Consider the following 14961-nt stretch of genomic DNA (forward strand, 5'->3'; position numbering starts at 1 on the left):
GGTGGTGCCGGGGGTGCTGCTCGCGCTGCTGGGCGGGCTGCTGTACGCCTTCTACGCCGTCATGGCGGCCAGGGAGATCGGCCGGGGGGTCAGGCCGGACGCCGTGATGGGGGTGATGTTCGGCGGGTCGGCGGTGATCATGCTGCCGATCCTGTCGGCGAACGGGGTCGCCTGGCTGGGGGAGCCGCGCGGGCTGGCCGCCGTGCTCTACCTCGGTCTCGGCACCACCGCCCTGTCCTACTTCCTGTACGGCCGGGGCCTGCGCAGCACCCCCGTGGCCACGGCCGCCACGCTGGCGCTGGCCGAGCCGGCCGTCGCGGCGCTGCTCGGCCTGGTCGTGCTGGGCGAGCGGCTGGCCCCGGTGTCGGTCGCGGGGCTGGTCCTGCTGGCCCTGAGCCTCGTCGTGGTGGCCGTACCGGAACGGAAGCCGGAAAGGGCGTTAGAGTCGCAGCCGTGACGTTGCCGCTCAGACCCGTCTCGACCGTGGGCGCGCTCGCCGACGCCCTGCGCAGCAGGGTGCTCTCCGGCGAGATCGCGCCCGGCACCTCGCTGCCCGAGCAGGAACTCGCCGCGTCGTACGGCGTGGCCAGGCCGACCGTGCGTGAGGCGCTGGCGACGCTGGTGCACGAGGGCCTGCTCAGGCGCGAGCGCAACCGCAGCGCCTACGTCCCCGAAGTGACGCTTTCCGACCTCGACGACCTCATGTACGTCCGGCGCCCGCTGGAGGACCTGATGGCCCAGGCGGTGGCCGGGCGGCGGGTGCCGGAGGCCGACGCGGCCCTGCGGCGGATGGCCGGCCTCCCGGCCGCCGCGCCGTGGTCGGAGAGCGTGGCCGAGCACATGGCGCTGCACCAGGCGCTGATCGAGGCGGTCGGGAGCCCGCGGCTCGAACGCCTCTACGGCGCCCTGGCCGCGGAGACGAGGCTCGGCCTGGTCCGGTTGCGCGAGGTCTACGAGGATCGGGAGGTGCTGGTGCGCGAGCACCGCGACCTGCTCGACGCGATCGCCGAGGGTCCGGCCGACGCGGCGCGTGCCGCGGTGGCGGCGCATCTCAGCCACTCGTGGGGCGACGGTCACCACTGAGCCGCCGCCGAGACGCCCGCCGACGACTCAGAAAGCGTGCCGGCAGGACCCCCATTGCGTACGAACTCTTGCGGGAGCACCCTTGAACTCGCAAGAATCGCGCCCATGCACGGCAATCCGATGCCGGACTCCTACGTGTACGTCACGGAAGAGGGCGTCACCCGTCACTACGCTGACGGGAGCGTCGAGGCCCTCGCCTGGGAGGACGTCGTCGAGGTCCGTGTCGTCACGGAAGCCGGCGAGGACGTCCTCTACATCCTGCTCGACCGCGACGGCGAGGGTTGCGTCGTGCCGCGTTCGGCCACGGACGCCACCTTTCTCGCCCGCCTGCGCTACCTGCCGGACTTCGACCTCGACCGGCTGACCCTGGCCGCCGACTCCACGCGCGACGGGGTGGTGGTCGTGTGGCGCAGCCCGGACCCGCCGTCCGCGCTGCCGGACCTGGAGTACGACTGACCCCGTACAGCTCGCCGACATTTCCTGAAATGTCGTTCACACTTCATCAGCGCTGCCACTCCTGGACCGTTCCGTCAAGCCCTCGAGCTGCTCGACAATCGTCCGATTGTGGACATAAGCCGTTATTCCCCCTTATCGAATTGATCTTTAATCTTTAGTGGGGGCCGCCGCCCTTGAATGTTCGTGGGACTTGTCGAACCCATGTGGTGCAAGGGAACGGTGCATCGAGTATCGGGTGGTGCTATGAGGGTGGGGACTGGGGAGTCCGCTGTCGTGCTCCTCGAGGCCGTGCCGCGCCGCGCGTCCAGCATCTGGACGCGGGCGTACCTGCGGCTCCTGTTGTCCGGCGATGTGGTGTGCGTGCTGCTCGCGTGCGTCTGCGTGCTGGGTGTCCGGCTCGGCGCCGGCGTGTACATACCGCCGGCCGAATATCTGCTGGGATTCGGCCTCGTGGTCGCCTGGCCGGTCGCGCTCATGATGGGCGGCGCCTACCGCCAGCGCGCCAACGGTGAGGGCACCGAGGAGTTCAAGGCGGTCTTCAACGGCGGCGCCGGGCTGATGGCCACGGTCGCCATCATGGCCTACGCCACGCAGACCACGATCGCCCGCAGTTTCGTCATGGCGATGTTGCCGCTGGCGCTGCTCGCCACCCTCTATTTCCGTTATCGCATGCGCAAACGTCTTCACCGGAGGAGAGCGGTGGGCGACTACATGCGCCAGGTGGTCGCGGTGGGGCATCGGGAGTCGATCCTCGACCTGGTGATGCAGTTCAGGCGCCAGCCCTACCACGGGATGCAGGTGGTGGGCGCCTGCCTCCCGGAGGGCGGCATGGACGTCGACCTGGACGGCGTCCCCGTGCTCGGGTCGTTCGGCGACGTGGCGAACGTGGTGGAGCGGGAGAAGGCCGACGCCGTGGCCGTGCTGGCCTGCCCGGAACTGGACGGGGCGGCGCTGCGCCGGCTGGCCTGGAGCCTGGAGACCGCGCGTACCGACCTGTTCGTCGCGCCCGCGCTGCTCGACGTGGCGGGGCCGCGCATCAGCATCAGGCCGGTGGCGGGGATGCCGCTGCTGCACGTGGAGCATCCGGAGTTCGACGGCACGCGGCAGCTCGTCAAGACCGTGTTCGACCGGCTCGTGGCGGGGACCGCGCTGCTGCTGCTCGCCCTGCCGCTGCTGGTGATCGCGCTGGTGATCCGGCTGACGAGCCCGGGGCCCGCGCTCTTCTTCCAGGTCAGAGTGGGCAAAGGCGGCAAAGAATTCCGCGTCGTGAAATTTCGTACGATGGTGGTTGATGCGGAGCAACGCAAACGTGCCCTTCTCGACGCGAACGAGTTCGACGGGGTGCTGTTCAAGATTAGGAACGATCCAAGGATCACCCGCGTAGGCGCCTTCCTGCGTAAATACTCGCTGGACGAGCTGCCCCAGCTGCTCAACGTCATCCGCGGCGAGATGTCCCTCGTCGGCCCGCGCCCGCCGCTGCCCGAAGAGGTGGGCAAGTACGGCGCCGACGTCCGCCGCCGCCTGGTCGTCAAGCCGGGCATGACCGGGCTCTGGCAGGTCAGCGGCCGCTCCGACCTGACGTGGGAGGAGTCCGTACGCCTCGACCTGCGCTATGTGGAGAATTGGTCGCTCATCCTCGACCTCCAGATCCTCTGGAAGACCTGGTCGGTCGTCACCCGTGGAGAAGGGGCTTACTAGCAGTGAAAGCACTCGTGCTCGCCGGAGGGTCGGGCACACGGCTGCGGCCCATCACGCACACCTCGGCCAAGCAACTCGTGCCCGTCGCCGGCAAACCGGTCCTGTTCTACGGGCTGGAGGCGATCGCGGCGGCGGGGATCACCGAGCTCGGCATGGTGGTCGGCGACACCCAGGCCGAGATCGAGGCGGCCGTGGGCGACGGCTCGGCGTTCGGGCTGCAGGTGACGTACCTGCGGCAGGAGGCGCCGCTCGGGCTCGCCCACGGCGTGCTCATCGCCCGCGAGTTCCTCGGCGACGACGACTTCGTCATGTACCTCGGCGACAACTTCATCGTGGGCGGCATCACCGACCTGGTGGCCCGGTTCACGCGGGAGCGGCCCGCCGCCCAGATCATGCTCACCGAGGTCGCCGACCCGCGCCAGTTCGGCGTGGCCGAGCTGGACGCCTCGGGACGGGTCGTCGGCCTGGAGGAGAAACCCGCGCGGCCGAAGAGCGACCTCGCGCTGGTCGGCGTCTACCTGTTCAGCCCGGCCGTGCACGCGGCGGTCGCGGAGCTGAAGCCGTCGTGGCGGGGCGAGCTGGAGATCACCGACGCCATCCAGTGGCTGATCGAGGCGGGGCTGCGCGTCGAGTCCTCCGTGATCACCGGCTACTGGAAGGACACCGGCAACGTGAGCGACATGCTGGAGGTCAACCGGCTGGTCCTGGAGTCGGTGGAGCCGCGGGTGAGTGGTCACGTGGACGCGGCCAGCGACCTCGTGGGCCGGGTCGTGGTCGAGCCGGGCGCGGTCGTCGAACGCTCGCGGGTGGTGGGCCCCGTGATCATCGGCGCCGGCGCACGCATCCGCGACAGCTACGTCGGCCCGTTCACCTCCATCGGCGCGTCGTGCACGGTCAGCGGCAGCGAGATCGAATACTCGATCGTGCTGCCCCGGGCCTCCATCGCCGGGGTGGGCCGGATCGAGTGGTCGCTGATCGGCCACGACGTCGAGGTCACCCCCGCGCCCCACACACCCCGAGCCCACCGCCTCGTGCTGGGCGATCACAGCAAGGTGCAGATCCACGGATGAGAATTCTGGTGACGGGAGGCGCGGGCTTCATCGGCTCCCACTTCGTGCACGGCCTCGGCGCCGCGGACGTGACGGTGCTGGACAAGCTCACGTACGCGGGAAGCCGGGCCAACCTCGACGGGGCGCGGCACACGTTCGTGCACGGAGACGTGTGCGACGCCCGCCTGCTGTCCGAGGTCGTGCCCGGCCACGACGTGGTGGTCAACTTCGCGGCCGAGTCCCACGTGGACCGGTCGATCGTGGAGGCGGCCGAGTTCGTGCGCACCAACGTGCTGGGCACGCAGACGCTGCTGCAGGCCTGCCTGGAGGCCGGGGTGGCGAAGGTGGTGCAGGTGTCGACCGACGAGGTGTACGGCACGATCGAGTCGGGCTCCTGGACGGAGGACGCCCCGCCGGTGCCGCGTTCGCCGTACGCGGCCTCCAAGGCGAGCGCCGACCTGATCGCCCTGTCCTACGCGACCACGTACGGGCTGGACGTCTCCATCACCCGCTGCGGCAACAACTACGGCCCCCGCCAGTATCCCGAGAAGATCATCCCGCTGTTCGTCACGCGGCTGCTGCGCGGCGCGACCGTCCCGCTCTACGGCGACGGCGGCAACGTACGCGACTGGATCCACGTCCAGGACCACTGCGCCGGCATCCGGCTCGTGATGGAGAAGGGCCGGCGCGGCGAGGTCTACCACATCGCGGGCACGGCCGAGCTGAGCAACCTCGAACTGACCGGCCGCCTGCTGGAGGCCTGCGGCCGGGGCTGGGACCTGGTCGAGTACGTCGAGGACCGCAAGGGCCACGACCGCCGGTACTCGCTCGACGACACGAAGCTGCGCGCCCTGGGCTACCGGCCGGAGATCACGTTCGAGCAGGGGCTGAAGGACACCGTGCGCTGGTACGCCGAACACCGCGGCTGGTGGACGGCCTGACAGGAGGCGCCATGAGATGGCTCATCACGGGCGCGGGCGGCATGCTCGCCACCGACGTGCTCGACCGTACGGCGCTGACCGGCGACCCGGTGCTCGCGCTCGCCCGCAGCGAGCTCGACCTGCGCGACCGGCGCGCGGTACGCGACTTCGTGCGCGCCTACCGGCCCCGAGTGGTGATCAACTGCGCCGCCTGGACCGCCGTGGACGAGGCCGAGTCGCGTGAGGCGGAGGCGCTGGCGATCAACGGGCACGCGGTGCGCTGGCTGGCCGAGGCGTGCGACCTGACCGGGGCGCGGCTGGTGCACGTCTCGACCGACTACGTCTTCGACGGCACGAGCGCGGTGCCGTACCGGGAGGACGCGCCCACCGGGCCGGTCAACGCCTACGGGCGGACGAAGCTGGCGGGGGAGCGCGCGGCGCTGGAGCACGGCCACTACGTCGTACGGACCGCGTGGTTGTACGGCGCGACCGGCGCCGACTTCGTCCGGACCATGATCAGGCTGGCCGGCGAGCGCCCGTTCGTGGACGTGGTCGACGACCAGCGCGGGCAGCCGACGTGGACCGCCGACCTGGCCGGCTTCCTCGTCCGGCTGGCCCGGTCGGACCTGGCGCCGGGCGTCTACCACGGCGTCTGCTCGGGCGAGACGACCTGGTACGGCCTGGCCAAAGAGGTCTTCACGCTGCTCGGCGCGGACCCCGGGCGGGTGCGGCCGGTCACCAGCGCCGCCTGGCCCCGGCCCGCGCGGCGCCCGGCCAGCAGCGTGCTCGCCTGCACGAAAGCCGAGCCGCTGCGCCACTGGCGGGCGGCGCTGCACGCGGCCTGGCCGGTCATCGCCGCGAAGGCGGGGCCTCAATGCAACGTGGCGTAGAACTCCCGGCACGCGCGATGATCCGGCAGCAGCCCGCCCGCGAGCGCCTCGTCGAGCGAGGGGGCCTCGGCGTCCTTGTCCGACAGCACCGGCTCGACGCCGGCCGGCCAGGCGATGGCGAGCGCCGGGTCGAGCGGGTGGACCCCGTGCTCGCGGTCGGGCGCGTACGGCTGCGAGCACAGGTAGACCACCGTGGCCTGCTCGCTCAGCGCCATGAACGCGTGCCCGAGTCCTTCGGCGATCAGCAGGCCGTGGCGCGCGCGGTCGTCGAGCGTGCACGCCTCCCAGCGGCCGAACGTGGGCGATCCGGTCCGCAGGTCGACGACCACGTCGAGGACGCTGCCGGACACGCACATCACGTACTTCGCCTGGCCGGGCGGCACGTCGGCGAAGTGCACACCCCGCAGCACCCCGCGGCCGGAGACCGAGCAGTTCACCTGGGCGACGTCGAAGCGCCGCGGCAGGTCGGCCGCGCGGAACGCCTCGAGGAACGAGCCACGGGGGTCGGTGTGGACGCGCGGCGTGTGCACCCACGCCCCGTCGATGCCGAGGGGATCCATGGCCCGAACAGTACCAACGAGAAATATGCCATCGGAGCGTGCGAATGACACCCTGCCGTTTATGCGGCTCCACCGACATGACCGGGGTCGTGGACCTGGGGGCGACGCCTCCCTGCGAGCGCGTCCTCACCGCCGGTCAGCTCGACGAGCCGGAGGTCACCTATCCGCTGCATCTGCGCGTGTGCACGTCGTGCTGGCTGGCGCAGATCCCGCCGCTGATCTCCCCTGAGGAAACCTTCACCGACTACGCCTACTTCTCCTCCTACTCCACCTCGTGGGTGGAGCACGCCAGGGCCTTCGTGGCAGGGCTCGACCTCGCGCCGGACTCCTTCGTGGTGGAGGTGGCCAGCAACGACGGCTACCTGCTGCGCCACGTGGTCGAGCGGGGGGTGCGCTGCCTCGGCGTCGAACCGTCGGTGAACGTGGGCGCGGCGGCCAGGGCACGCGGCGTGCCGACGGTGACGGCGTTCCTCACGCCGGAGAGCGCGCGGGAGGTCGTGCGGGAGCACGGGCGCGCGGACCTCGTCGTGGCCAACAACGTCTACGCGCACATCCCCGACGTGATCGGCTTCACCGAGGGGCTGCGCACGCTGGTCGCCGAGGACGGCCTGGTCTCCGTCGAGGTGCAGCACCTGCTCACGCTGATCGAGCGCAACCAGTACGACACGATCTACCACGAGCACTTCCAGTACTACACCGTCGCGTCGGCGCAGCGGGCGCTGGCGAGCGGCGGCCTCACGGTCGTGGACGTCGAGTTGCTGGAGACCCACGGCGGCTCCGTCCGCCTGTGGGCCAGGCCGGCGGAGTGCGGGGTCGCGCCGTCGCCGCGCGTGGCCGACGTCCTGGCCCTGGAGAAGGCGGCCGGGCTGCACGAGATCTCGGGCTACGCCGAGTTCGCGGGGCGGGTGGCCAGGGTCCGGCGCAACCTGCTGCGCTTCCTCGTCGACGCCGCCGAGTCGGGCCGGACCGTGGTGGGGTACGGCGCCCCCGGCAAGGGCAACACGCTGCTCAACCACTGCGGCGTACGGCCGGACCTGCTCGCGTACACGGTGGATCGCAACCCGTACAAGCACGGCAGGTTCACGCCCGGCGCCCGCATCCCGATCCTCCCGACCGACCGGATCGCCGCCGACCGGCCGGACTACGTGCTCGTCCTGCCGTGGAACCTGCGCGAGGAACTGGTCGAGCAACTGTCGTACGTCCATGACTGGGGTGGCCGGCTGGTCTTCCCCATCCCCACGTTGGAGGTCGTGTGAAGGTCGTCCTCTTCTGCGGCGGATACGGCACCCGCATGCGCACCGGGGCGCCGGGCGACGTGCCCAAGCCCATGCAGCTCGTCGGCCCGAGGCCGCTGCTCTGGCACGTCATGCGTTACTACGCGCACTTCGGTCACAAGGAGTTCGTGCTCTGCCTGGGCTACGGCGCCGAGCACATCAAGAGCTTCTTCCTGACGTACGAGGAGACCGCGTCCAACGACTTCGTGCTGCGCGGTGGCGACATCGAGCTGCTGGGCAACGACATCTCCGACTGGACGGTCTCCTTCGTGCACACCGGGATCGAGTCGTCGATCGGCGAGCGGCTGCGCCGCGTGCGCGACCACCTCGACGGCGACGAGATGTTCCTGGCGAACTACGCGGACGTGCTCACGGACGCGCCGCTGCCGGAGATCATCGACAGGTTCGCCAGGTCGGACGCGGGCGGCTCGCTGATGGCCGTGCCGCCGCCGGGCACCTTCCACTGCGTCGGGATCACCCCGGAAGGGCGGGTGGACCAGATCACCGCGGTCACCGAGATGCCGCTCTGGGTCAACGGCGGATATTTCGTCTTACGGCAGGAGGTCTTCGACCACATCCCCGAGAACGGTGACCTGCTCGTGGACGGGTGCAACGAGCTGGCCAAACGCGGACGGCTGCTCGCCTACCCGTACCGCGGCTACTGGCGGCCCACCGACACCGTCAACCAGCGGATGGAGCTCGACCGCGCCTACTCGCGCGGCGACCGCCCATGGGCGTTGTGGGAGCGCACGGCATGAAACGGCTCATCCCCACCGGGCTGCGCAGGATCGCCGCGCTCGCCGCGCACTGCGACGACATCGCCATCGGCGCCGGCGGCACCCTGCTCGCCGTCTGCACCTCCCACCCCGGCGTGCAGGTCGACGTCCTGGTGCTGTCGGGCGGCGGCACCGATCGCGAGCACGAGGAGCGCAGGGCGCTGGCCGCCTTCTGCCCCGGCGCCGACCTGCGGATCACGGTGGCCAAGGTGCCCGACGGACGGCTGCCCGCCCACTGGGACGAGGCCAAGACGGCGGTCGAGGAGCTGCGCCTGCGCACCGAACCCGACCTGATCCTCGCGCCCCACGCCGGCGACGCCCACCAGGACCACAGAGAGCTGGCCCGGCTGGTGCCCACCGCCTTCCGCGACCACCTCACGCTCGGGTACGAGATCCTCAAATGGGACGGCGATCTCGGCCGCCCTCATGCGTACCAGCCGCTCGACCTCGCGCTCGCCGAACGCAAGGTCGCCCTGCTGTGGGAGCACTACCCGTCGCAACGCCGGCGCACCTGGTTCGACAGGGAGGCGTTCCTCGGTCTTGCCAGGGTCCGCGGCGTCCAGTGCCACGCACGCTACGCCGAGGCCTTCTACCTCGACAAACTCTCGCTCGATCTAGCTGGAGGCTGAAACGACATGCGTGTCCTGCTCACCGGGCACCAGGGCTACCTCGGCACCGTCATGGCCGGGCGGCTGGCCGCGGCCGGCCACGACGTGACCGGCCTGGACTCCGGGCTGTTCGCCGGCTGCGTGCTCGGTCCCTCGCCCGCCGACCCGCCGGGGTACCGCGCCGACCTGCGAGACGTACGCGCGGACATGCTCGATGGCGTCGACGCGGTCGTCCACCTGGCCGCGCTCTCCAACGACCCGCTCGGAGCGCTCGCGCCCGAGCTGACCTACGCCATCAACCACCACGCCTCCGTGCGCCTGGCCGAACTGGCCCGCGACGCCGGCGTGCGCCGCTTCCTGTACGCCTCCACCTGCTCGGTGTACGGCGCCTCCGGCGGGGACGTCCTGCTCGACGAGGACGCCCCCCTGCGGCCCGTCACCCCGTACGCCGAGTCGAAGGTGCGGGTCGAGGACGAACTGCTGGAACTGGCCGACGACCGCTTCACGCCCGTGTTCCTGCGCAACGCGACCGCGTTCGGGCTCTCGCCGCGGCTGCGGGCCGACATCGTGCTCAACAACCTCGTCGGCCACGCCCACCTGACCGGAGAGGTGCGGGTGTTGTCCGACGGCACTCCGTGGCGGCCGCTGGTGCACGTGGCCGACATCGCCGACGCCTTCGCGGCCATGCTCGACGCCCCGCGAGAAGCCGTGCACGCCAGGGCGTTCAACGTCGGAGGCGAGCAGAACAACCTCACCGTGGCCGACATCGCCGCGCACGTCGTGGAGGCGGTGCCGGGATCGCGGCTGCTCATCACCGGCGAGACCGGAGCCGACCCGCGCTCGTACCGGGTGGACTTCACGCGGATCAGGCAGGCGCTGCCGGGTTACCACGCCCGCTGGACGGTGAAGGCGGGCGCGGTCGAGCTGGCAGAGGCCTACCGGACCTACGGGCTGACGCAGGCCGACTTCCGCGAGCGGTTCACCAGGCTCGCCTGGCTGGCCGCGCGGCGGTCGAACGGCACGGTCACCGCGGAGCTGCGGCCGTGACGGGAGAGGAGATGCACGCCCTGGTGGCGCGGCTCTACCCGCTGTGCCGTTCCATCACGGGCGACGGGGTGCGCGCCACGCTCGACATCCTCGGTGAACACCTCGACCTGGACGTGCACGAGGTGCCGACGGGCACGCAGGTGCTCGACTGGACGGTCCCCAAGGAGTGGAACGTCCGCGACGCGTACGTCATGGACGCGGACGGCACGAGGGTCGTCGACTTCCGTCGCTCCAACCTGCACGTCGTCGGCTACAGCGTCCCCGTGTCGGCGACGATGACGCTGGCGGAGCTGCGGCCCCACCTGCACACGCTGCCCGACCAGCCCGACCTGGTCCCCTACCGGACCGCCTACTACGCCGGGACGTGGGGGTTCTGCCTCAGCCGGCGCACGCTCGACGGCCTCGGCGAGGGGCCGTACACGGTGGTGATCGACTCGACGCTGGCCGACGGGCACCTGACGTATGCCGAGCACGTCGTACGCGGGCGGACGACGGACGAGGTGCTCATCTCGTGCCACACGTGCCATCCGTCGCTGGCCAACGACAACCTCGCCGCGCTCGCCGTCGCGACCGCGCTGGCCTCCCGGCTGGAGCGGCCGCGCCTGACGTACCGCTTCGTGTTCGCACCCGGCACGATCGGGGCCATCACGTGGCTGGCGCGCAACCGCGAGCGCGTCTCCAGGATCAGGCACGGGCTCACGCTGGCCTGCGCCGGCGACCGCGGCCCGCTGACCTACAAGCGCAGCAGGCGCGGGGACGCCGGCATCGACCGGGTGATGGCGTACGCGCTGCGGGACCGGCCGCACACGATCACGGACTTCTCGCCGTACGGATACGACGAGCGACAGTACTGCTCGCCCGGCTTCGACCTGCCCGTCGGCAGCCTCACCAGGACGCCGTACGCGGGTTACCCCGAGTACCACACCTCTGGCGACGACCTGGACTTCGTCTCGCCGGAGTCCATGTCCGACACGCTGGAGGCGCTGTGGTCGGCGGTGGAGGTGCTGGAGGGCGACGGCCGCTACCTGAACCTGAGTCCGTACGGCGAGCCGCAGCTCGGCCGGCGCGGCCTGTACGGATCGGTCGGCGGCCGCAGTGACACGAAACAGGCGCAGATGGCGATGTTGTGGGTGCTGAACCTGTCGGACGGCGCGCACAGCCTGCTGGACGTCGCCGACCGGTCCGGCCTGCCCTTCCGCGCGGTGGCGGAAGCGGCGCAGGCGCTGGAGACGGCGGGGCTGCTGAAGAGGGAGGGCGCGTGAACCTGCGGGTGGGCGATCTCGTCGAGGTGCGCAGCGAGGCCGAGATCCTCGCCACGCTGGACGAGCGGGGTGAGCTGGAGAGCCTGCCGTTCATGCCGGAGATGGCGCGGTTCTGCGGCCGGCGGATGACGGTGCACAAGGTCGCGCACAAACTGTGCGACACGATCAGCCGCAGCGGCATGCGCCGGATGGAACGGGCCGTGCACCTGACCGGGGCACGCTGCGACGGCGAGGCGCACGGCGGTTGCCAGACGGCCTGCTCGCTGTACTGGAAGGAGGCCTGGCTCAGACGGGTGGACCCGGACGAGCCGCAGGCCACGCCCGAGCCCGAGCCCGAGCCGGCGCTGCTGCCGCTTCTGCTGGCCGGCGCCCGTAAGGACGCCGACCACTACTCCTGCCAGGCCACCGAACTGCTCAGGGCGGCGCCGACCTGCCTGCCGTTCCGCGACCTCGGCCAGTACGTCACCGACGTGCGCAGCGGCAACGCCGGCGTGGCCTCGGTGGTGCGTACCTTCCTCGTCGGGCTGTTCAACCGTTTCCAGGAGCTCAGCAAGAAGGTCCTGCCGCGACGCCTGTGGCTTCGGCGCGGGCTGCGCTGGGGCTTCGTCGAGGGACGGGCGGGCCGGGTCACCCCGACGGAGAAGCTGGACCTGAAGCCGGGAGAGCTGGTCAGGATCCGCTCGAAGGAGGAGATCCTCGCCACGCTCAACGCCGACCTGCTCAACCGCGGGCTGGGCTTCGAGGAGGAGATGGCCCGCTACTGCGGCAGGACCGCGCGCGTGCGCGCCAGGGTCGAGCGCTGCCTCGACGAGAGGACCGGCCGCATGCTCAGCATGAAGAGCCCGTGCATCGTCCTCGACGACCTCGTCTGCGAGGGCGTCTACAACGCGAGCTGCCCCCGCGAGTTCGTGCCGTTCTGGCGGGAGATCTGGCTGGAGAGGGTGCCGCCGGACGACGGGGCCCGCCGATGAACGAGGTCGGCGAGATCGGCGAGATCGGCAGGAAGGCGGGGCGCGGGCTGCGCTGGAGCCTGCTCGGCAACCTCGTCATGAAGGCGGGCTCGTTCGTGATGAGCCTGGTCCTGGCCAGGCTGCTGGTGCCCGAGGACTTCGGCGTGTTCGCCATCGCCCTGGCGGCCACCCAGTTCGTCATCTACATCAACGACGCCGGGGTGATCGCCGCGACCGTGCAGTGGCGCGGCCGGCTGGAGGAGGTCGCGCCCACCGCCACGGTGGTGGCCATCCTGTCCAGCGCCGGCCTGTACGCGCTGTTCTGGGTCATCGCACCGTTCTACGCCCGGCTGGCCGGCAGCGAGGACGCCACCTGGGCGATCCGCATCCTCATGGCCACCAACCTCGTCTACGGACTGACCGCGGTCCGCAGCGCCACGCTGATGCGCACGTTCCGGCAGGACCGGCTGGCCTGGGCCAACCTCGCGGGCTTCGCCGCCAACGCCGGAGTCTCCATCTCCCTGGCCGCGAACGGCGCCGGGGCCTACAGCTTCGCGTGGGGCCAGCTCAGCGGGGCCGCGCTCACCGGCGTGCTGGTGGTCGTCATGGCCGGGGTCAGGATCGAGTTCGGCTTCGACCGCGCGGTGGCCGCCCGGCTGCTGCGGTTCGGGCTGCCGCTCTGCGCCGGCCTCGGCATCGAGGGGCTGCTGCTCAACGTGGACGCCGTCATCATCGGCGACGTGCTCGGACCGGCGCTGCTCGGCTTCTACCTGCTGGCCTACAACATCTCCAGCTGGGTGCCCGGGCTCATCGGCACGGCCATCCGCTACGTCGCGCTGCCCAGCTTCTCCCGCCTGGCCGAGGAGGGCGACGAGCCGCTGCGGGCGGGCGTACGGCAGGCGGTGCCGCTGCTGGCCACGCTGGTGCTGCCGGTCGCGGTGACCATGGGCACGCTCGCCCCCGCCCTCGTGGAGTTCCTGTACGGCGCGCGCTGGACGCCGTCGGCCGGAGTGCTGCGCTTCCTGGCGATCGTGATGGCCGTGCGCATGCTGACCCTGCTCATCACCGACGTCCTGGCCGCTACCGGCGCGACCAGGTCCCCCATGTGGGTGAACCTGGCCTGGGCGGTCGCGCTCGTACCCGCCCTCATGGCGGGCGCCCGGATCGGCGGCATCGAGGGCGCCGCCGTGGCGCACGCGGTCATCGCCGTGGTGGTGGCGCTGCCGCTCCTGGCGGTGGCGCTGCACCGGTCCGGCGTGCCGCTGCGGCTGTTCGGGGCGGGGCTGGCCAGGCCGCTCGCGGCGGCCGTGCCGGCCGGCCTCGTCATGGCCGCGGCATCCGCGGCCGTGGACGGCCCGTTGGCCGAGCTGTGCGTGGCGGGCGGCGCGGGGGTGCTGGTGTTCGTGCTCGTCGCGGTGCCGCGCGCCGCGCTGGAGCGACTCGTACGTCAATGGAGAGCACATGCGCGAACCTGAACTCGTCTCGATCGCCCTGCCCGTGCGCAACGGCGCCGACCGGCTCGAAGGCGTCATCGGCTCGGTGCTGGCCCAGGATCACCCGCGCATCGAGCTGGTCATCTCCGACAACGCCTCCACGGACGGCACCGAGGAGCTCTGCCGCGACCTCGCGGCCGGCGACCGCAGGATCGTCTACCACCGGCATCCGCACAACGTCGGCCTGCTCGCCAACTTCACGCACGCGGCGCGGATCTCGCGCGGCGCGTACGTACGGTGGATCGGCGACGACGACCGGCTCCAGCCCGCGTGCGTCTCTCGCGCGATGGCGGCGTTCGCGGCCGACGAGCGGGTCATCCTCGTCACCAACCAGGTCTCCTACAGCCGGCCGGACGGCACGGTCACCACCGCCGCCTACGAAGGCCCCCACGGCAGCAGGGGCCTCGGCTCCGACGACCCGGTGGAACGCTTCACCGAGATGCTGAGGCTGCTCAACGAGAGCCCGTTCCTGATCGATCCGCTCTACGGCCTGCTGCGGCGCGAACCGGCGGTCGGCATCCCGCGCAGGAACATGTTGCGCGAGGACGAGGTGTTCGCCGCCAAGCTGGCGCTGGCCGGGCCCTGGGCGCACGTGCCCGAGGTGTTGTCGCACCGCAACTGGCGGCTGGAGCGCATCTCCGGCCTGGCCCGCCGCCTCGACGTGCCGTCCTGGCAGTCGCACGCGGCCAACACGCTGCAGTGCAGGGAACTGCTCAGATGGGTGCGCGACGCCGGACTCGCCGACGACGATCGCCGCCGGGCGCGCACCGCGGTGCTGCGCATGTACGCCCGCCGCCAGCGCCGCACGATCGCCCACCGCGGCCGCAAGTTGCTGTCCATGGCCCGCCCGACGTAGCCGCTGGTGTAACGGCGTTCATGACAAGGGCGATTTCCA

Annotated in this window: 16 protein-coding genes; 15 read left to right on the forward strand and 1 reads right to left on the reverse strand. The window is 71.3% G+C overall.

Annotated elements, in window-relative coordinates; genetic code table 11:
• The 7 genes from E1295_RS30560 to rfbD form a co-directional block, all read left to right on the forward strand.
• Positions 1 to 457: EamA family transporter (locus tag E1295_RS30560; protein ID WP_166427485.1), on the forward strand; the 457-nt coding region annotated here is incomplete at its 5' end.
• Positions 454 to 1083, forward strand: coding sequence for a GntR family transcriptional regulator (locus E1295_RS30565; protein ID WP_132635394.1), 630 nt, complete (start codon positions 454 to 456; stop codon positions 1081 to 1083). The genes E1295_RS30560 and E1295_RS30565, both read left to right, overlap by 4 nt.
• 105 nt (positions 1084 to 1188) lie before the next feature.
• Complete coding sequence (locus E1295_RS30570; protein WP_132635397.1) at positions 1189 to 1539, forward strand: hypothetical protein; 351 nt, start codon at positions 1189 to 1191, stop codon at positions 1537 to 1539.
• A gap of 243 nt (positions 1540 to 1782) precedes the next feature.
• A complete protein-coding gene (locus tag E1295_RS30575; RefSeq protein ID WP_132635400.1) occupies positions 1783 to 3237 on the forward strand; it encodes a sugar transferase in 1455 nt (484 codons plus the stop codon).
• A 2-nt stretch (positions 3238 to 3239) separates the two neighbouring features.
• Positions 3240 to 4307 carry a glucose-1-phosphate thymidylyltransferase gene (locus E1295_RS30580; protein ID WP_132635403.1) on the forward strand — a complete coding sequence of 356 codons (1068 nt, stop codon included), beginning with the start codon at positions 3240 to 3242 and terminating at the stop codon, positions 4305 to 4307.
• Positions 4304 to 5227 carry a dTDP-glucose 4,6-dehydratase gene (gene rfbB, locus E1295_RS30585; RefSeq protein ID WP_132635406.1) on the forward strand — a complete coding sequence of 308 codons (924 nt, stop codon included), beginning with the start codon at positions 4304 to 4306 and terminating at the stop codon, positions 5225 to 5227. The genes E1295_RS30580 and rfbB overlap by 4 nt, the downstream gene beginning before the upstream one ends.
• Positions 5228 to 5238: 11 nt before the next feature.
• On the forward strand, positions 5239 to 6096 hold the full coding sequence (gene rfbD / locus E1295_RS30590; RefSeq protein WP_132635409.1) for a dTDP-4-dehydrorhamnose reductase: 858 nt from the start codon (positions 5239 to 5241) through the stop codon (positions 6094 to 6096).
• Here rfbD and E1295_RS30595 read toward each other — a convergent pair.
• Positions 6078 to 6656, reverse strand: a complete 579-nt coding sequence (locus E1295_RS30595; protein WP_132635412.1) for a dTDP-4-dehydrorhamnose 3,5-epimerase family protein — start codon at positions 6654 to 6656, stop codon at positions 6078 to 6080. The two genes, rfbD and E1295_RS30595, sit on opposite strands and share 19 nt — an antisense overlap.
• A gap of 44 nt (positions 6657 to 6700) precedes the next feature.
• Between E1295_RS30595 and E1295_RS30600 the strand changes: the two genes are divergently transcribed.
• From E1295_RS30600 to E1295_RS30635, 8 genes are read left to right on the forward strand one after another with little or no spacing between them, the layout of a single operon-like run.
• Positions 6701 to 7912: a class I SAM-dependent methyltransferase gene (locus E1295_RS30600; protein ID WP_132635415.1), complete on the forward strand. Its 1212-nt coding sequence runs from the start codon at positions 6701 to 6703 to the stop codon at positions 7910 to 7912.
• Positions 7909 to 8688: a glycosyltransferase family protein gene (locus tag E1295_RS30605; protein ID WP_132635418.1), complete on the forward strand. Its 780-nt coding sequence runs from the start codon at positions 7909 to 7911 to the stop codon at positions 8686 to 8688. Before E1295_RS30600 ends, E1295_RS30605 begins: the two co-directional genes overlap by 4 nt.
• The gene (locus tag E1295_RS30610) at positions 8685 to 9335 is read left to right on the forward strand and encodes a PIG-L deacetylase family protein (protein ID WP_132635421.1); all 651 of its coding nucleotides are present in this window, start codon (positions 8685 to 8687) and stop codon (positions 9333 to 9335) included. The genes E1295_RS30605 and E1295_RS30610 overlap by 4 nt, the downstream gene beginning before the upstream one ends.
• A 6-nt stretch (positions 9336 to 9341) precedes the next feature.
• Positions 9342 to 10361 carry an NAD-dependent epimerase/dehydratase family protein gene (locus tag E1295_RS30615; protein ID WP_132635424.1) on the forward strand — a complete coding sequence of 340 codons (1020 nt, stop codon included), beginning with the start codon at positions 9342 to 9344 and terminating at the stop codon, positions 10359 to 10361.
• Positions 10358 to 11623, forward strand: a complete 1266-nt coding sequence (locus E1295_RS30620; protein WP_246080532.1) for a DUF4910 domain-containing protein — start codon at positions 10358 to 10360, stop codon at positions 11621 to 11623. Before E1295_RS30615 ends, E1295_RS30620 begins: the two co-directional genes overlap by 4 nt.
• Positions 11620 to 12594, forward strand: coding sequence for a hypothetical protein (locus E1295_RS30625; RefSeq protein WP_132635427.1), 975 nt, complete (start codon positions 11620 to 11622; stop codon positions 12592 to 12594). The genes E1295_RS30620 and E1295_RS30625 overlap by 4 nt, the downstream gene beginning before the upstream one ends.
• Positions 12591 to 14048: an oligosaccharide flippase family protein gene (locus E1295_RS30630; RefSeq protein ID WP_132635430.1), complete on the forward strand. Its 1458-nt coding sequence runs from the start codon at positions 12591 to 12593 to the stop codon at positions 14046 to 14048. The genes E1295_RS30625 and E1295_RS30630 overlap by 4 nt, the downstream gene beginning before the upstream one ends.
• Complete coding sequence (locus tag E1295_RS30635; protein WP_132635433.1) at positions 14035 to 14922, forward strand: glycosyltransferase family 2 protein; 888 nt, start codon at positions 14035 to 14037, stop codon at positions 14920 to 14922. The genes E1295_RS30630 and E1295_RS30635 overlap by 14 nt, the downstream gene beginning before the upstream one ends.
• Positions 14923 to 14961 lie beyond the last annotated feature (39 nt).

The sequence above is a fragment of the Nonomuraea mesophila genome (assembly GCF_004352805.1).
GTDB classification, from domain to species: domain Bacteria; phylum Actinomycetota; class Actinomycetes; order Streptosporangiales; family Streptosporangiaceae; genus Nonomuraea; species Nonomuraea longispora.